Here is a 15,586-nt window from a genome sequence, read left to right as displayed (position 1 = left end):
ATGAAGTTCGCGGCTGCGTTGCGCTGTCCTCGCTGGAGCCCACCATCGGGATCGAACCGACGACCTCGTCCTTACCAAGGACGTGCTCTGCCAACTGAGCTAGGTGGGCAAACGACCGACCACGGAGCGGGCGACCGGGTTCGAACCGGCGACGTTCAGCTTGGAAGGCTGACGCTCTACCAACTGAGCTACGCCCGCGAGCGGGGGTCCCACCGGGAGCGACCCCGGCGGAGCTACATCTTGGTCGGACCGCTATCGGAGCGAAAGCTCACTCCGGTGGAGGGTGATGGATTCGAACCATCGTAGGCATTGCCGGCAGATTTACAGTCTGCTCCCTTTGGCCGCTCGGGCAACCCTCCAGATTATCTCTTTATTTCGAGCTTACCGCTCCCTATCTCTTCCGTGACCTCCCGAACCGTCTACCTGCTGCCTTGCATCGGAGCTGGCGAGGGGACTTGAACCCCTAACCCCCTGCTTACAAGGCAGGTGCTCTACCGATTGAGCTACGCCAGCGACATCGACCCGCTGCCCGTCCCCGGGGCTCCCGGAGGCGAGCGTGCTGACCTAGCGAAATGTCCCAAGACCGATCACTTCTGTGCGAGCAATCAACTCCCGGTCCTGCTGGACCGCCTGCCTGCGCGGCTCGGAGTGTCCCGGCCGGGCTGGATCGCAGCGAGGTGAAGGTGCTGGTGCCGTTCACGTCGTTCCGAAGGTAGACGAGTCCCGCGAAGGGAGGAGGCTCTTAGCCCCCTGCAAGAGACGTGTCAAGCGGTGTGCATCGTTTTCGTCCGTTTCGCTGGAATCGGCTGCGGGAGCGCGGGGCGAGCGCGCCATCGAGCTGCGGCGGGCCGGAGCTCCCGCTCCGTCCGGCAGCGCCGATCTCGCTCGAGTGCCGACCGTTTTCAAGCCGGACGTCGACCTGAGCGCTCCCGCACAACACGCGAGGCGGCGCGGCGCGGCGCGGGGACGCTCTTGGGGCCCGAACTTGCCGTCGTCGCACGCCGCGCTCGCAGCGCGGCGGCGTCGCGACGCGCACGCGCGAACGGGGGACGGCCGTGGCAGCACCTCGGGCGCGCAAGAGCTCCCTTGCGCTCGGCGCGCCGCTGCTGCGATCCTGCCCGGCGCACGTTCGCTCGGGCGCGCAGCGAAGCAGCGCCGGGCGGCGGTGGCATTTCGTCATGCTTCGGGGGTAGAGGTTCGATCGCATGGACTGTCCCGCTTGCCATCAGCCAAACATCGATGGGGCGCGCTTCTGCGCCACGTGCGGCGCGCTCCTCCCTGTCGCGCCGGTGGAGGCAGATCCGCTCATCGGCACGATCGTGGGGGGCCGGTTCCGGATCGTCGGGGTGCTCGGCGAGGGCGGGATGGGCCGCGTCTACGACGGCGAGCAGCCGATGGGGACGTCGGTGCGGAAGGTCGCCATCAAGACGCTCCTCTCGCAGCACGCGAAGGATCCGCAGGTTGTCGCGCGCTTCATGCGGGAGTGCGGCACGGTCAGCGAGCTCGAGCACCCGAACACGATCAAGGTCTACGACTTCGGGCAGACGAACACCGGGGAGCTCTACATCGCGATGGAGCTCCTCACCGGGCAGTCGCTGGAGACGGCCCTCGAGCGGGGCGGCGCGCTCTCGCCCGAGCGGGTCGATCGCATCGTCGCGCAGGCGTGCGGGTCGCTCCAGGAGGCCCACGAGAAGGGGATCGTCCACCGCGACCTGAAGCCCGCCAACCTCTTCCTGACCAGGCGCGCCGGCGAGGAGGACTACGTCAAGGTCCTCGACTTCGGCATCGCGAAGCGCGACGAGCGCAGCGCCAGGGCCGAGCAGAAGCTGACGCAGCAGGGCACGGTGCTCGGCACGCCGCCGTACATGAGCCCCGAGCAGTTCACGGGGAAGGAGCTCGACGCGAGGAGCGACATCTACTCGCTCGGCGTGCTGACCTACGAGATGCTCACCGGGCGCTTGCCCTTCGACGCCGACACGCCGTGGGCGTGGGCGACGCAGCACATGACGGCGCAGCCGTTCCCGTTCGAGGCCGTGCCCATGGGCGCCGCGGCGCCGGCGAAGATGAAGGCGGCGGTCATGAGGGCCCTCAGCAAGAACCGCGAGGACCGCCAGCAGTCGGCCCGGGAGTTCTACGAGGACCTCACGATCGGCGCGGGGCCCCGCCTCTCGGTGCTCGGGACGGCGCCCCGCACGCACGTCGGGCTCGAGGCCCCGACCAGCGGGACCGCGCTGATGCCGTCGCGCTCGGGTCAGACGCAGATGGGCGAGCCGCTGTTCGTCGCGGGGCCGCCCACGGGACCGAGCAAGACCGTCGTCAACCATCACGCCGCCGCCACCGTCATGGACCAGGCGGCGATGCCGGGAGGCGCCGTGCCGGCGCACCCGCCCGTGAACACGGGCAGCGGTCAGGTGTTCCCCGCGCCGCCACCGCCGGCGCAGAAGAACAAGACAGCCCCGATCCTCGCCGCGGTCGCGGCCGTCGCGGTGCTCGGCGTCGTGGGCATCGTCATGATGAAGAAGGGGGACAGCGGGAGCGCGACCGAGGAGAGCACATCGACCGCCATCCCCCCGCCCTCGGGCACGCCGCCCGTCACCGTCACGTCGGACCCGATCGTGGCCCTGCCGACGAGCGAGCCCTCCACCCCCGAGCCCCCGCCCGAGCAGGCCGGTCAGGTCAAGGCGCCCCCCGACGCTCCGAAGAGCACGCCGACCGCGACCACGGGGCCCAAGACCCCGCCCGCCGGCAACGAGAAGGCCGAGCAGGAGTGCAAGGCCGCGATCAACCTGGCGAACGGCGGCAACACGGATCTCGCGGTGAAACGCTTCGCGGGCTGCGACGGCCCCAGGAAGGCCGAGGCGAGGGCCGCGATCGGCGCGAGCGCCAAGCGAGCCGTCGCCTCCAAGGGGTGCGCGGCCAAGTCCCACGCCGTGGCTGCCGCGCGCATCGGGGCGGGCGAGGCGATGTCCCAGTTGCCGTCGAAATGTCAGTAACGACGGAACGGATGGGCAAACGTAACGTGGTGTGTGGGACGGTTGGGCACGATCGGGCGTAACATCGGACGGGTCCGGACTGTTCCAGGCTTGCCTTGACGCCCGATTTTGACCGGTGCTAGATCCTGCCCTGATGGTTCTGAAAGTTCAGTGAACGCCACGATCTGACTTAGTAGGTCGGCGCTTGACTTTGGAACATGGGGGAGAAGGTCGCTCACGGGAAATGGGCAGTAAGATTCGTTTGGCCGCGCCTCGAATGACGTGGCGAGACATATGTCGTTCTGAAGAGTTTGCTGGGCGATGGATCGCCCTTGACAATGTAAAATACGCGCAAGGCTGTTCCCAGCCGGCCGAGGCCGACGTCGTGGACGCCGACGATGACCTGGCCGACTTGTGCGCGAGGATGCGAGAGGCCGACCGTACTGCCTGTGCGATCCTCTTCGTCGAGGAGGAGGCCGGGGTACCCACACGGATCCAGCGCCTGCCGCAGCTCTGGCGCCGGGTCGCACAGCACTGATCCGCCCGAACAACCTCATCTATCCAGGCATCTGACGTAGCGAGCGCTCTCCGGGGCGATACAGCTGGCCGGGTGCCGCCGGCCAGCTCAGCTCCTGGAGCCAGCTCAGCTCCTGAAGCTCGCAGCGGTGGGTCTCGTGTGCGCGCCCGCCCGCTTCTTGGCTGGTCGCGCCCGCCCGGGCCACCTGTGCCTGCCCGGCGACGTCCGGCTGCGGGACGATGTCAGGCTACTTCAGGATCGGCTTCAGCAGCGTCTTGCCGTCCTTGACGACGACATCGTAGTCGACCGACTTGGCCGGGTTCGTCGCGCGGAGCTTCGCGGCCTGCGCGCGGAGGCTCTCGGCCAGGCGTTCGTAGGTGACGCCGGCCGTCGACTCCCGCGCGGCGCGCTTTGTCTCGACGTACTTCGCGTAGATCTGGCGCAGACGCTGCTCCGGGAGCTCATCGTCGCGCGCGGCAGGCCGCTGCGGGGGCGGCCCGGGCCGCGGGCGCTTCGCGACGTCGAGGCCGGCGCGCGCGGCGTCCGGCGGGCGCGAGGACGCGTGCCGAGTTCCGCCTGCCGTGCCGGTGTCCGCTGCAGGCGGCGCGGTGGAGCGACGGCGCCGGCTCGGCGGCGGACGCTCCGAGTGCGCGCGCTCTTGCCGCCTCGCCCCAGCGCCCCTTGCCTCGGCAACCACCGCCGCGGTGGTTGCCAGGGCTGCGGCTGCTGGCGCCGCGGCTGCTGGCGCTGCGGCTGCTGGCGCTGCGGCAGGGCTCCGCGGAGGTTTGATGGGGAGCGGAGGCGGCGGTCGCTTCGGCGGAGGGGACGGCGGCTCAGATGCGATGTCCGTCGAGGCCCCCGGCGGCCCGGCGGCGACCGCCGCTGCGTCGCCGTTCTTGGCGCTCTGCGAGCGCTGAGCGCGCATCTCCGCCGCGAGCTCGGCCAGTCGCTGGCGGCTGGCGCCCGCCGCCGCAGGCTGATTCCGGTCGGCGGTGGAGCGCGCGGCGGTCCTGGTCCCCGCTCCAGATGCCTCGGTCGACTTTGCCTCCGCCGGCTTGACCTCCGGCGGCTTCTGCTGGGGCCTGGTCAGGCCGAGCCCCCGGGGCAACCCGCCCAGCGGCGCGGGCTTCACGGCCGCCGCCGCCTGCGGCGTGGCGGGCGGCACGAGCGCGGGGCGCACCTGTGGGACGGCGGGAGCCGCGCTCGACGCCTCCGGCACGGTCGACGGCGCGACGGCCTCGCGCGGCAGGACCTCCTCGGCGGCCCGCGTGGCCAGCGGCTGCTTTCGCGCCGCCGGCGCGGCGGGCAGAGGCGGGGGCGCCAGCGTGACCGCCTCGTCGTCGACGTCGATCTCCTCGTGGTCGTCGCCGACGTCGCGGCGCACCGTCTCGTGCGCTGCCCCCTGCTGCTCGGCGAGCTCCGCGTAGCGCTCCGCCCGCTTCCGGCCGACGATCGTGAGCGCCTCCTTCGTTCCGACCCGCTTCGCTGCGCGGATGACGTCGCGACGGTACGTCCCGTTCTCGATCTCCCGCGAGATGCGGCCCCAGTACTGCTGGAACGTGTTGTAGCGCTGGATCAGCATCTGGAACTTGAACCGGAGCCCGGTGTTCCTGATCTGCTCCCGCCGCATCACCCAGATGCGGCGCTCGACGTCCTTGCGCGGGATGAGCGGCTCGAGCCGCTCGATCCCCATGAAGTACTGCTCATACAGCGCGCGCAGCCGCTCGATGCGCGTCTCCAGCTCCCCAAGCTCCCGTTCGACCTCGCTCGATTCCATCGCGGCTAGAGGGGCGTGATGCGCAGGTTGTCGAAGCAGACCGGCGCATCCCATTCGTTGAAGCCCAGGTGCTCGTGCCCCGGGCCGGTGAGCGGCGCGGGATCGTTGAGCTCCAAGTACTCGACATCGTTGACCGACCAGGCGAGCGTCCTGCCGTCGTGACGCTCGATCCGGAAGCGATACGGCTGCCCCGGCGCGACCGGGCGCGCGCGCTCGTCGTCGCTCTCCGGATCCACGTCGATCTCCAGGCGGTCTGCGCCGTGCTCGTCGAGACGGGCGAGCACGTGCTTCGTGTTCTTCCATCCGCCGAGGATCACGAGGTAGCTCGTCGCGTTCGTGTAGCTCGCCGCCGTCGCTCCGCTCCGTCCATCGCCCCAGAGCTCCGCCTTGAGATCGCCGTCGGGAGCCTCGGCGATGGCGTCGAACTCGATCCGGGCGTTCTCCGGCAGCGGCCGCTTCAACCACACGCCGCGATTCCTCGCGCCGCGGACGCAGAGCCGCCCCTCCTCGATCTTCCACTTGGGGCTGAGCGCGTTCCAGTCGGGGCCGAGCGTCGACCGGTTGAAATCGTCCTCGAACACGCCCGCACGCGGCGTCCCCTGAACGCCCCCTGCAGTCGACGCGGACGCCGACGTCGCGACCGTCCCGGCTGGCCGCGTGCTCGTGTCGACGGTGGCCGGCCCCTCGGGGATGCACGACGCGCTCACGAGCAGCCCAGGTACGGCGAAGACGCTGACGGTGGCACGGCCAGAGAGCACGGAATCGATGCTAGCAGCGGCGCGCGCGGACTTCGAGGCCGCTCGCGGACGCCGTCGCCGGGATCGGGGACGGAGCTGCGCCGCGCGCCAGCCCGGGCGCATCGCGACCGCCCGATGCGGCTGGACCAGCGTCCGCGAGCGCCTTGGCTCGCCGCGTCATGCCCGAGAGACGGCGCTTGATGGTCCCCAATCGCAGGCGTAAGGAGAGGCGCCATGCATCCCATCCTGTTCCGCGTCCCGCTGCCCGTCTGGACCGTGCCCCTGCTCTGGGTCTTCCTGATCGCTGCGGGCATCGCCTTCGCGGGCGCGATCGGGCTGCTCGTCGGCAAGAACAGGCCAGGCGCGGCTGCGGCGGGCATCGCGGGCGTCGCGCTCGCCGTGCTCGCGTCCCAGTTCAAGGAGCAGACCTACACCCTGGGTCCGATCCCCATCTACAGCTACGGGGTCATGCTCGGCCTCTCGCTCGTCGTCGGCTGGTACCTGACGCTCGGCCTCGCGGAGCGCGACGGCCTGCCGAAGGAGACGATGGCCAACTGCTACGTCGTCACCGCGCTCGCCGCGGTCCTCGGCTCGCGCGCGCTCTACATCCTCACGAACCTCGACGAGTTCGACTCGTTCGGCGCGATGTTCGACATCCGCCGCGGCGGGCTCGTGGCGTACGGCGGCTTCCTGGGCGGCTTCCTGGGCTCGTACCTGTTCCTGCGCTCCCATCGCCTCCCGCTGCTCCCCTGGGCCGACGTCGCCGTCCCGAGCCTCGCCTCGGGCCTCATGATCACGCGCATCGGCTGCTATCTCTTCGGCTGCGATTTCGGCCGGCCGCTCGGCGAGACGGCGCCAGCCTGGCTGAAGAAGCTCGGCACGTTCCCGCACTGGGCCGACGGCACGCTGGAGCACGGCAGCGGGTCGCCGGCGTGGGTGCAGCACGTCAAGGAGCGCGGGCTGGATCCGACCTCCGAGGCGTCGCTCGCCGTGCACCCGACGCAGATCTACGAGTCGCTCGTCGGCGCAGGGCTGCTCGCGCTCCTGCTCCTCGCGCGCCGGCGACAGAAGTTCCGCGGCGAGATCTTCCTCCTCTTCACGTTCTCCTACGGCGTCTGCCGCTATCTGCTCGAGCTCCTGCGGGACGACGCGGAGCGCGGCTCGATCCCGCCGACGCTCCCGGAGCACGTGCTGCTCCCCGCCGGCCTCGTCGTCTTCGCCGTGGGGTACACGATCGGGTTCTCGCACGTGATCCGCGACAACGTGGCGCGCAAGGTGACGCAGGTGCTCTCCTTCATCCCCGCGGTCGCCCTGTACCTCGCCCTCAAACCCGAGACGTTCGGCGCGTCCACGTCGCTCCAGTACTCGACCTCGCAGGCGGTCGCGCTGGCGACCGGGCTCGCCGCGTCGATCGCGTTCGCGATCTACTACAAGGCCGCCCTGGACCACCCGGAGCAGGCGATGGCGCTCAACCTCCCGGAGAGCCGGACCGTCGCCGCTGACGACGAAGAAGAGGACGACGCGACGGACGACGGGGAGGACGAGGACGGCACGCCGAGCGAGAAGCGGGGCGCGACGGCGGAGGCCGGCGACAAGCCGTCGCGGGCCAGGCGCGGCAGCGCGAAGAAGGACGGAGACCGGGCGACGGCCCGCGAACGCGGCGACGCCGCCGAGGCGCCCGACACCAACGGAGAGGCATAGGCTGTGAAGATCGCATTCGGAGAGGGCAAGCTCATACCGGCCGTCGTGCAGGATCGGCTGACGGGACAGATCCGGATGCTCGCGTACATGACGCGGGAGTCGCTCGCCCGGACGCTGGAGACGGGGCGCGCCACGTTCTTCAGCCGATCGCGCGGCGAGCTCTGGGAGAAGGGGGCGACGAGCGGCAACACGCTCGCCGTGACCAGCATCCACGCCGACTGCGACGGGGATGCGCTCCTGATCCTCGCCGAGCCCCACGGCCCGACGTGCCACACGGGCAGCGCGAGCTGCTTCTTCCGGCAGGTCGACGCCCGCGGCGACGGCGAGCCGGAGGCCGCCGACGAGGGCCAGGACGCGTCCGCGCTGCTCGAGTCGCTCGAGCGGGAGATCGAGGCGCGCAAGACGTCGTCGGCGACGAAGAGCTACAGCCGGAAGCTGCTCGACGGCGGCGCGCCGCTCATCGGCGCGAAGCTGCGCGAGGAGGCCGGCGAGCTCGCGCAGGCGATCGCCGGGGAGAGCGACGAGCGCGTCGCGTCGGAAGCGGCGGACGTCATCTACCACCTGCTGGTCGGCCTCGCGTCGCGCGGCATTCCGCTGCGCGCGGTCCTCGCCGCGCTCGCGGCGCGCATGGGCACGAGCGGCCTCGTCGAGAAGGCGCTGCGGGCGCAGAAGGACCGGGCGGGAGCGCCGTGATGCGCCGGGCGTCGCCGCCTCAGCGCGGCGACGGCCCGGGCGGAGGCATGCCCCCCAGGCATCGCACAATACACTCGTCGAGCTGCCGGGAGCGGCCGGACAGCACCTCGTCACAGGTCGCTATCGCATAGCACGCGTACGTGCATCGAGACGGCCCCGCGCACGGGGCGGGCTCGGGCTCGAACACCACTCCCCCGCAGTCCCGTACCCTCTGCACGCCCCGCTCGCAGAGGGGGCTCAGGAAGGGCACCGGCACCCTGACGCCGCACGTCGCGAGCGCGTCCCGCTCTGTCTCGCAGCGCGTGGGCGCGGCAGCGTTCCTGTCGCTCATGCACTCGATGTCCGCGTCGACGCAGCGCATGAAGGCGTCTGCCGCCTCCGGGCAGCCCCTCCGCTCGGCGCTCTGAACAGCGTCCTCCACGTCGTCCACGCACTCTTCGTACTCGGAAGCGCTGCACTGCCAGCAGTCGCAGAGCCCATCGCAGACGGACGAGACCGTATCGCTGCAACCGGGGCTGCTGATCAGGATCGCCCCGGCCGCGGCGGCGCCGGCGAGAGCGAGGCTGCAGACGGCGATGCTCTTCACGCGCCGAGGGTATAGACCGTGAAAAGCGGGCGCAATCCGTCGCGGCGCTCCGCTGGCGACCCGGGCGCTCGTCGCGCGCCGCGTCGCCGGACGAAGCGCGCCCACCGCCGTCGCCGCTCCGCGGCGCGCCCTCCGCGCCGGCGAGGGATGGGCTATCCTGGAGGCGTGAGCCCGTTCCGTGAGCCGCCCGGCGTCGAGCTCGGCCCGCTGGAGGTCGGCCTCGGGCGCGCGGCGCGACGAGCCCTGGTGGGCCTCATCCCGAGCGGCGGAAGGCTCATCGCGCCCGACGGCTACGCCCGGCTCATCCAGGGCGAACGCGGCTCCTGGCGCGACCGTTCGCATTCGGCAGGCGCGCTGGGCTCGCTGGGGCTCTTGCTCGTGGCCGCCTGCGCCTTCGTCGCGGCGACCGGCGGCTGGAAGCTGCACGGCGTCGAGGCGACCGCCGCGACGGTGGCGCTCGTGATCGCGGGAGGGCTCTCGCTGGCCGCGGTGCTGCGCGCCCTCGATGCGCCGCGCGAGCGGCTCACCGTGCGCGGCGCCGTGGTCGGCACGGCGGCGAGGCGCGCGCTCCGCGGGGCATTGCGCCTCGCGCACCACGCGGCGCGCGCGCCGGAGCGGTTCGGCCCGCGCCGCATCACCGCGCTGCGCAGGACGCTCTCCACGCTCGCGGATCCGCTCATCGCCGACTGGATCCCCGCGGACGTGCGCGGCCGCGCGGAGCTCCTCCTGGCCCGCGCCATCGCAGCGAGCGCCGGCGCGCGCTGGACGCGCGACGCGATCGTCCGGACCGAGGTCCGGACGCTGCTGCTCGCCGCGGCCGATCACCTGATCGAGCCGACACCGGCCCGGCTGGACCTGCTCGTGCTGGCGGAGCACACCGATGCCGCCCCGACCTCGCGCGAGCCACCGCGGCAGCAGCACGAGCCTGCGGCGGCACGGATCCGCCGCGGGACGCCGTCGCGCCATGCCCCTCCGGGCACCGTCGCCGAGGACGCCGCGCCGGTGGTCGAGCTCGACGCGGCCGAGCCCGCCGGAGAAGGAGTCGATCGTGCTACGGTGCGTCTCTGAACGGTGCGCCGTTGAACGATGCGTCGTCGAAGGGCGCGTCGCTGAAGTCGCAGGAGGCTCCGGCGGTGTCGCAGGGATCCTGTGAATCCTCCTCGATTCCGGAGCTCCTCACGCTCCCCCGCCATTCCCCTGCCCCCGGTGCTCCGCCGCGCGCTCCTCGCGCTCTGTAGCGCGCTGCTCGTGGGGTCGCACCCGGGTCGCGCGCTCGGTCAAGGCGCGGAGGACGCCGCCGGTGCAGGGCCCGCGGCGCCGGAGCCGGCACCTCACCCGGCCGCGCGCCCCCGCGCGGCCGGGCTGTCCGCGGGCGCGACGCCCCAGGAGAGGCACCGCGTCCGGTACACCCTGGATGGCATCGAGATCCGAGGCAACGTGCGCACCGCCGCGCGCGTGATCCTCCGCTACGTCAGGTTTCGCGCGGGGGACGTGCTCGACGTCGAGGATCCGGGGATCGAGCTCACGCGCTACCGCCTCCTCGGCACCGGGTTCTTCACCTCGATCGGGCTGTCGCTCCGCAAAGGGGCCGAGCGCGGGAGCGCGACGCTCGTGATCGACGTCGTCGAGCGCAACACGTTCGTCGTTCAGGATCTCTGGCTCGGCATCGCGGCCGACGAGGACACGGCAGGCAACGCGCGGCCGCTCTCCGCGTTCACCGGCGTGCAGGTCGCCGAGACCAACCTCGCGGGGACCGGGATCACGCTCGGCGCCGGCGTCGGCCTCGCGGCGGACCAGCTCGCCCTGAGGACCCGCTTCGTCGATCCCGCGTTCGTCGGGACCCGCTGGTCGGCCGCGGTGACGGTGCTCTACAACGACGCCCGCGACTTCTTCGGCAACCGGGACGTCGCGTTCGAGTCCCCGCTGCTCGAGCAGCGGGAGGTCACGGGATACGCGGTCGTCGCCTACAAGCGCTTCGGCGCGACGCTCGGAACGGGCCACGACGTCTCCTCCGCCTCGCGGCTGTCGCTCGACCACCACCTGGAGCAGATCGACGCGACCGTGCCCACGGTCGCCTCGCACATGCGCGGAAACAGCCGCGAGCCCATCGATTTCGACATCCTGGGCGGCAAGACGGTGCTCTCGTCGCTGCGCGCCGCGATCGACTACGACACGCGCGACGCGCCCTTCCTGACGACGCAAGGCACGCTCGCCTCCGTCTCGGTCACCGTGGGCGTCCCGCCGTTCGGCAGCGATTACGGCTACCAGAAGTTCGAGTTCGCCGCGCAACGCTGGTTCCGCCTCCCGCTGCGTCACGTGCTCCGCGTGGAGGCGTTCGCCGGCGCCGTCGCCGGGGACGCGCCCTTCTTCGAGAAATTCTACGTCGGCGATCTCACCGATCTCCTGCCGGATCGGCTGCTCGACCTTGCCCCCGATCGCAGGCAGCCGCCGAACTTCCTCGGCACGGACATCATCGAGGTCCGGTACGGGGACTTCGCCGCGAAGCTCGAGGCGGAGTACCGGATCCCGGTCTATGCCGGCCGTGGCTCGATCTACGGCGTCGACCTCTTCGGCGCCGCCGGCCTGTACGGGCTGGCGACCCGCCGCGAGCTCACCGATGCGCCGACCGGATACGAGGGCTTCGCCCGCGTGCCCCTGGACATCACCTACAACCTCGGTCTGCGGGTCGACACGGCGATCGGCGGCGTGACGCTCGCCTTCTCGAACCTGCTCGGGCTGATCCCAGCGCGGCGCGGTGAGCGGAAATGATTTGCCCGGGCGCAGGTCGCGCCGCGGCGCGCTGGCTCGGGATCGCGCTGCTCGCGGCGCTCCCCCTCGGCGCGCGCCGATCGGCGGCCCAGGAGGGGCCCGGCGGAGCGGAGGGCCGGCAGGGGCCGAAGGAGATCGCGGATGCAGACGCGCAGCAGGGGCTCGGCACGCCGGCCGCGCTGCCCATCCGCGTGGCGAGCCTCTCGCTCGACAAGACGATCGTGCAGCTCACCGTCGGCTTCCGCGACGTGGTCGACGGCGAGATCTCGAAGAAGCTGCTCAGCGGGCTCCCCACCGTCATCACGATGCGCGGCTACCTCTTCCACGAGAGCGGGGGCAACCCCGTCGCGCTCGCCGCCAAGAGCTGCCGGATCGTCTATGACCTCTGGGACGAGGTGTTCCGGATCCAGCTGATCCAGGCGGGAAGTCCGTCGAGCACGGTCGCGATCAACGTCGAGGGCGTGCTCCGCAACTGCGCTGAAGCGCGGAAGCTGCCGCTCGTCGAGCGATCCCTCGTCCGCGACGGCAGCCGCTATTTCGTCGCCGTGCTGGTCGAGGTGAACCCCATGAGCGCCGAGATGCTCGATCGCATCAAGCGGTGGGTCACCCGCCCGCCCGGCTCCACCGCCATCGGGCCCGGCGACTCGCTGTTCGGCTCCTTCGTCGGCCTGTTCGTGACGCGCATCGGCAACGCCGACAGGAAGCTCGCGTTTCGCACGCAGGCCTTCCTCCCGCCAGCTCCGCCGCCGAGCCCTCCCCCGCCGCCCCAGAGCCCCCCCAGCCGCTGAGCCGCGCGGACGGCGAGCTCGCCCGCCGTCACGCGCGCCGCGCCCGCCGGTCTACAATCGCTGCGCGGCCGTCCCCGTTCGTGTCTACTCCACCCTCATGCGCCTCTTTCCCATCGCGCTCGATCTCAACGGCCGGCGGGCCCTCGTCATCGGCGCGGATGGCGAGGTGCCCTACACCGTGGAGCGGCTCCTCTCGGCGGGCGCCCGCGTCTCCGTCGTCGCGCCGGGGCAGGTCGACGCGTCGATCGAGCTCGCCAGCCGGGAAGGGCGGCTCGAGCTGCACCGGCGGCCGTTCGTGGACGGCGACCTCGCCGGCGCGGCGATCGTGTTCCTCGCGCCGGGCGACGACGCGCTCTCGCGGCGCCTCCATCGCGAGCTCGCGGACGCCGGGCGCCTCGTCTGCACGCTGGATCGCCCGGAGGTGTCGAGCTTCGTCAATCCTTCGGTGGTCTCCGCCTCCGGACTGACCATGAGCTTCAGCAGCCACGGCGTCAGCCCAGGAACGATACGGCGCATCCGGGAGGACCTCAGCGCGCTCTTCTCGGATCCTCGGTTCGGGCGCTACATCGAGGCGCTGCGGCGGCTCCGCGAGAGCCTCCCTCGAGGCGCCGAGCGGGCCGCGCGAATGCGCCAGGCCACCTCGGGCTTTGGCCTGGAGGCGAGGCTTCGGTTCCCTGCATGGCTGGAGCGAGGCGACGAGCCTTGATGTCCGGAGACGCCGCGGGCGAACCGGGGCGCCGGCGCCGCGAACGTGAGGGCGCGCGCGATGCAACGAACGCGAAAACCCTTGTGTAAAGCGGCCTTCAAGGATTAAGTGGGCGCCCACGCGACACTATCCGCGGAGGAGGGCTTACGGTATGCGTTCACGATCGGGCCGGCTGACGATGTTGACCTCGGCGGCGATGGTCTCTGGGCTCCTGACGCTGACGAACGTCAGCCCGGTATCTGCGCAGGCGCCCGCCGGGGCCGCGCCGACGCCGGCTCCTGCGAAGCCCGCCGCAGCCGCGGCGCAGGCGGCTCCCCCCGTCGCAGCGCCGCCCGCGACCGGCGCGACGCCGCCTGCGGCCGGTACGCCCGCGACGGCGGCGCCCGGAAAGGCCGCCGAGCCCGCGGCGAAGGTGACCATCACCAAGCCGAAGAAGGCGCTGACGGAAAAGCAGAAGAAGGACGAGGCGAAGAAGCTCTACAAGGAAGCCGAAGCCAGGTTCGAGAAAGCCGAGTACGCCGTCGCGGCCGACCTGTACCGCCAGGCGGACGAGCACGTGCCCGGCGCCGCACCGAAGTACAAGCTCGCCCTCGCGCTCGACAGGCAGGGGCTCGTGACCGAGGCGGTCGCGGCGTGGCAGTCGTTCCTCGACTCGAAGCCGGACGCCGAGAAGTTCAAGGACAAGATCACCGAGGCGCAGGGGCGCGTGGAGTCCCTGAAGAAGACGCCGGCGAAGGTGAAGGTCGCGACCGTTCCGGAGGCGCCGCAGGGACTCAAGATCACGGTCGACGGCGTGGCCCAGACCGGCCAGGAGCTCTCGGTCCCGCCCGGCAAGCACACGCTCACCGTCTCGGCCGAGGGGTTCGCCGACGCGAGCCAGGAGCTCGAGGTCACCTTCGCCGAGACGCGCGAGGTCAGCGTCGCGCTGACGCCGAAGGCGCCTGAGCCGGTCGCTGCGGCGCCGGCGCAGCCTCCGACCCCGCCGCCCGCCGCCGAGGTGCCTCCGGCTCAGCCGCCGCCGCCTGCACCGGCGGTCGAGCCGCGCTCTCGGGTGCCGGCCTACGTGACCCTCGGGCTCGCCGGCGCCGGCGTCGTGGTCGGGACGATCTTCGGCATCCAGGCGCTCAGCGCGAAGGGCGACTTCGACGAGAGACCGACGACCGACGCCGCGGATCGCGTCGACCGCTTCGCGCTCATCTCGGACATGTCCTTCGCTGTGGCGCTCACGTTCGGCGTCACCGGCGCGGTCCTGCTCCTCACCGATGACGCGACGGCCGAGCCGAAGGCCGCAGCTTCGAGCGTGACGAAGAAGGCGTTCGTCACTCCGTTCGTCAGCCCGACAGGCGGCGGCGCCGCCGCGCGGTTTACCTTCTAAGGGGACTACTATGTGGAAGAACCAGTACCTTCTCGCGATGGCGCTCTGCGCCGGCGCGCTCTCGACCCTCGGGATGGGCTGCGAGCTCATCGCCACGGTCGACCGCTCGCGCATCCCGGGGGACGACGGCGTCACCAACGGCTGTGCTGACGGTACGAAGAACGGCGAGGAGACCGACGTCGACTGCGGTGGCCCCACCTGCCCGCAGTGCGAGATCGCCAAGGCGTGCAAGGCAGAGGACGACTGCGCGAGCGGCTCCTGCGCCGACGGCGTCTGCTGCAACGCCGCCTGCGACGAGGACTGCGACGCCTGCACCGCCGAGCTCAAGGCGTCGGGCGACGAGGACGGCACGTGCGGCCCCTCGAAGGCCGAGGCCGAGTGCGGCGAGGCGACGTGCTCCGAGGGCGTCCAGACAGCCCGCGGCACCTGCCACGGGACCAAGGTGGAGTGCGTGCCCGGCGAGGCGACGTCGTGCGAGACGTTCGCCTGCGATCAGGAGGCCAACGCGTGCTTCGCCGAGTGCTCGGAGGACACGCAGTGCGCGAAGTGCCATGTCTGCGACGACGACGCGGCGACCTGCGCGCTGGCTCCGGCAGGCACGCCGGGCCTCGGCTGCGAGGAGAAGCAGGCGTGCGACGCCATGGGCGAGTGCAAGGCCGCGAACGGTGAGGAATGCACGGACGCGGCCGATTGCGGCAGCGGGAGCTGCGTCGACGGCGTCTGCTGCGACACCGGCTGCGACTCGGCCTGCCAGGCCTGCAACGTCGAGGGGTCGGAGGGCACGTGCTCGAACGTCCCGCTCGGCGGCGAGGACGGGGCGGACTGCAGCGACGTCAACGTTTGCGACGGCCAGGGCGCTTGCAAGCGGGCGGCCGGCGAGCGGTGCGACGAGGACGGGGAGTGCGCGAGCGGCAACTGCCTCGGCCTCGTCTTCACGTGTGACGAGATCGAGACGCCCTGAGCTC

12 protein-coding genes and 4 tRNA genes are annotated in these 15,586 nt (G+C 71.7%); 9 read left to right on the top strand and 7 right to left on the bottom strand.

Going from position 1 to position 15,586, the window contains the following annotated elements:
• Window positions 1-33 precede the first annotated feature (33 nt).
• The 4 genes from WMF17_RS02800 to WMF17_RS02785 form a co-directional block, all read right to left on the bottom strand.
• Window positions 34-109: transfer RNA gene (locus WMF17_RS02800), tRNA-Thr, on the bottom strand.
• 16 nt (window positions 110-125) lie between these two features.
• Window positions 126-198, bottom strand: a tRNA-Gly gene (locus WMF17_RS02795).
• A 79-nt stretch (window positions 199-277) separates the two neighbouring features.
• Window positions 278-359: transfer RNA gene (locus WMF17_RS02790), tRNA-Tyr, on the bottom strand.
• Window positions 360-440: 81 nt separating this feature from the next.
• Window positions 441-513 (bottom strand) — tRNA-Thr (locus WMF17_RS02785).
• 692 nt (window positions 514-1,205) lie between these two features.
• On the opposite strand from WMF17_RS02785, the gene WMF17_RS02780 reads away from it, so the two are divergent.
• Window positions 1,206-2,993, top strand: coding sequence for a serine/threonine-protein kinase (locus WMF17_RS02780; protein WP_437647957.1), 1,788 nt, complete (start codon window positions 1,206-1,208; stop codon window positions 2,991-2,993).
• Window positions 2,994-3,736: 743 nt separating this feature from the next.
• Here the strand turns inward: WMF17_RS02780 and WMF17_RS02775 are convergent.
• Window positions 3,737-5,266: an MXAN_5187 C-terminal domain-containing protein gene (locus WMF17_RS02775; protein WP_437647955.1), complete on the bottom strand. Its 1,530-nt coding sequence runs from the start codon at window positions 5,264-5,266 to the stop codon at window positions 3,737-3,739.
• Window positions 5,267-5,271: 5 nt separating this feature from the next.
• Complete coding sequence (locus tag WMF17_RS02770) at window positions 5,272-6,024, bottom strand: hypothetical protein (protein WP_437600422.1); 753 nt, start codon at window positions 6,022-6,024, stop codon at window positions 5,272-5,274.
• A gap of 213 nt (window positions 6,025-6,237) precedes the next feature.
• Here WMF17_RS02770 and WMF17_RS02765 point away from each other — a divergent pair, with 213 nt between their 5' ends.
• Entirely contained in the window at window positions 6,238-7,704 is a 1,467-nt protein-coding gene (locus WMF17_RS02765; protein ID WP_437647953.1) for a prolipoprotein diacylglyceryl transferase, read from the top strand.
• 3 nt (window positions 7,705-7,707) lie between these two features.
• A complete protein-coding gene (gene hisIE, locus WMF17_RS02760; RefSeq protein ID WP_437600419.1) occupies window positions 7,708-8,397 on the top strand; it encodes a bifunctional phosphoribosyl-AMP cyclohydrolase/phosphoribosyl-ATP diphosphatase HisIE in 690 nt (229 codons plus the stop codon).
• Between the two features lie 19 nt (window positions 8,398-8,416).
• On the opposite strand, the gene WMF17_RS02755 is transcribed toward hisIE, so the two are convergent.
• Window positions 8,417-8,983 (bottom strand): hypothetical protein, encoded by a 567-nt coding sequence (locus WMF17_RS02755; RefSeq protein ID WP_437647952.1) that lies wholly within the window; start codon window positions 8,981-8,983, stop codon window positions 8,417-8,419.
• A gap of 165 nt (window positions 8,984-9,148) precedes the next feature.
• On the opposite strand from WMF17_RS02755, the gene WMF17_RS02750 reads away from it, so the two are divergent.
• The 6 genes from WMF17_RS02750 to WMF17_RS02725 all read left to right on the top strand — a co-directional run bounded on the left by WMF17_RS02750 (window position 9,149) and on the right by WMF17_RS02725 (window position 15,582).
• Window positions 9,149-10,051, top strand: coding sequence for a hypothetical protein (locus WMF17_RS02750; RefSeq protein WP_437600416.1), 903 nt, complete (start codon window positions 9,149-9,151; stop codon window positions 10,049-10,051).
• 138 nt (window positions 10,052-10,189) lie between these two features.
• Complete coding sequence (locus tag WMF17_RS02745; protein ID WP_437647951.1) at window positions 10,190-11,752, top strand: BamA/TamA family outer membrane protein; 1,563 nt, start codon at window positions 10,190-10,192, stop codon at window positions 11,750-11,752.
• Window positions 11,749-12,540, top strand: a complete 792-nt coding sequence (locus tag WMF17_RS02740; protein WP_437647950.1) for a hypothetical protein — start codon at window positions 11,749-11,751, stop codon at window positions 12,538-12,540. Before WMF17_RS02745 ends, WMF17_RS02740 begins: the two co-directional genes overlap by 4 nt.
• A 97-nt stretch (window positions 12,541-12,637) precedes the next feature.
• Window positions 12,638-13,246 (top strand): precorrin-2 dehydrogenase/sirohydrochlorin ferrochelatase family protein, encoded by a 609-nt coding sequence (locus WMF17_RS02735; RefSeq protein ID WP_437647948.1) that lies wholly within the window; start codon window positions 12,638-12,640, stop codon window positions 13,244-13,246.
• Between the two features lie 151 nt (window positions 13,247-13,397).
• Complete coding sequence (locus WMF17_RS02730) at window positions 13,398-14,621, top strand: PEGA domain-containing protein (protein WP_437600412.1); 1,224 nt, start codon at window positions 13,398-13,400, stop codon at window positions 14,619-14,621.
• A 10-nt stretch (window positions 14,622-14,631) separates the two neighbouring features.
• Window positions 14,632-15,582 carry a hypothetical protein gene (locus WMF17_RS02725; protein WP_437600411.1) on the top strand — a complete coding sequence of 317 codons (951 nt, stop codon included), beginning with the start codon at window positions 14,632-14,634 and terminating at the stop codon, window positions 15,580-15,582.
• Window positions 15,583-15,586 lie beyond the last annotated feature (4 nt).

The sequence above is a fragment of the Sorangium sp. So ce362 genome (assembly GCF_051519845.1).
Lineage (GTDB): Bacteria > Myxococcota_A > Polyangia > Polyangiales > Polyangiaceae > Sorangium.
The sequence above is the reverse complement of the archived record's forward strand: the minus strand, read 5'-3'. Positions and strand labels throughout refer to the sequence as shown.

Excerpts from the sequence above, each read along its gene's own strand:
- WMF17_RS02730 (WP_437600412.1), top strand. The coding sequence starts at position 13,398 with ATGCGTTCACGATCGGGCCGGCTGACGATGTTGACCTCGGCGGCGATG.
- WMF17_RS02765 (WP_437647953.1), top strand. The coding sequence starts at position 6,238 with ATGCATCCCATCCTGTTCCGCGTCCCGCTGCCCGTCTGGACCGTGCCC.
- WMF17_RS02740 (WP_437647950.1), top strand. The coding sequence starts at position 11,749 with ATGATTTGCCCGGGCGCAGGTCGCGCCGCGGCGCGCTGGCTCGGGATC.
- WMF17_RS02725 (WP_437600411.1), top strand. The coding sequence starts at position 14,632 with ATGTGGAAGAACCAGTACCTTCTCGCGATGGCGCTCTGCGCCGGCGCG.
- WMF17_RS02775 (WP_437647955.1), bottom strand. The coding sequence starts at position 5,266 with ATGGAATCGAGCGAGGTCGAACGGGAGCTTGGGGAGCTGGAGACGCGC.
- WMF17_RS02780 (WP_437647957.1), top strand. The coding sequence starts at position 1,206 with ATGGACTGTCCCGCTTGCCATCAGCCAAACATCGATGGGGCGCGCTTC.
- WMF17_RS02735 (WP_437647948.1), top strand. The coding sequence starts at position 12,638 with ATGCGCCTCTTTCCCATCGCGCTCGATCTCAACGGCCGGCGGGCCCTC.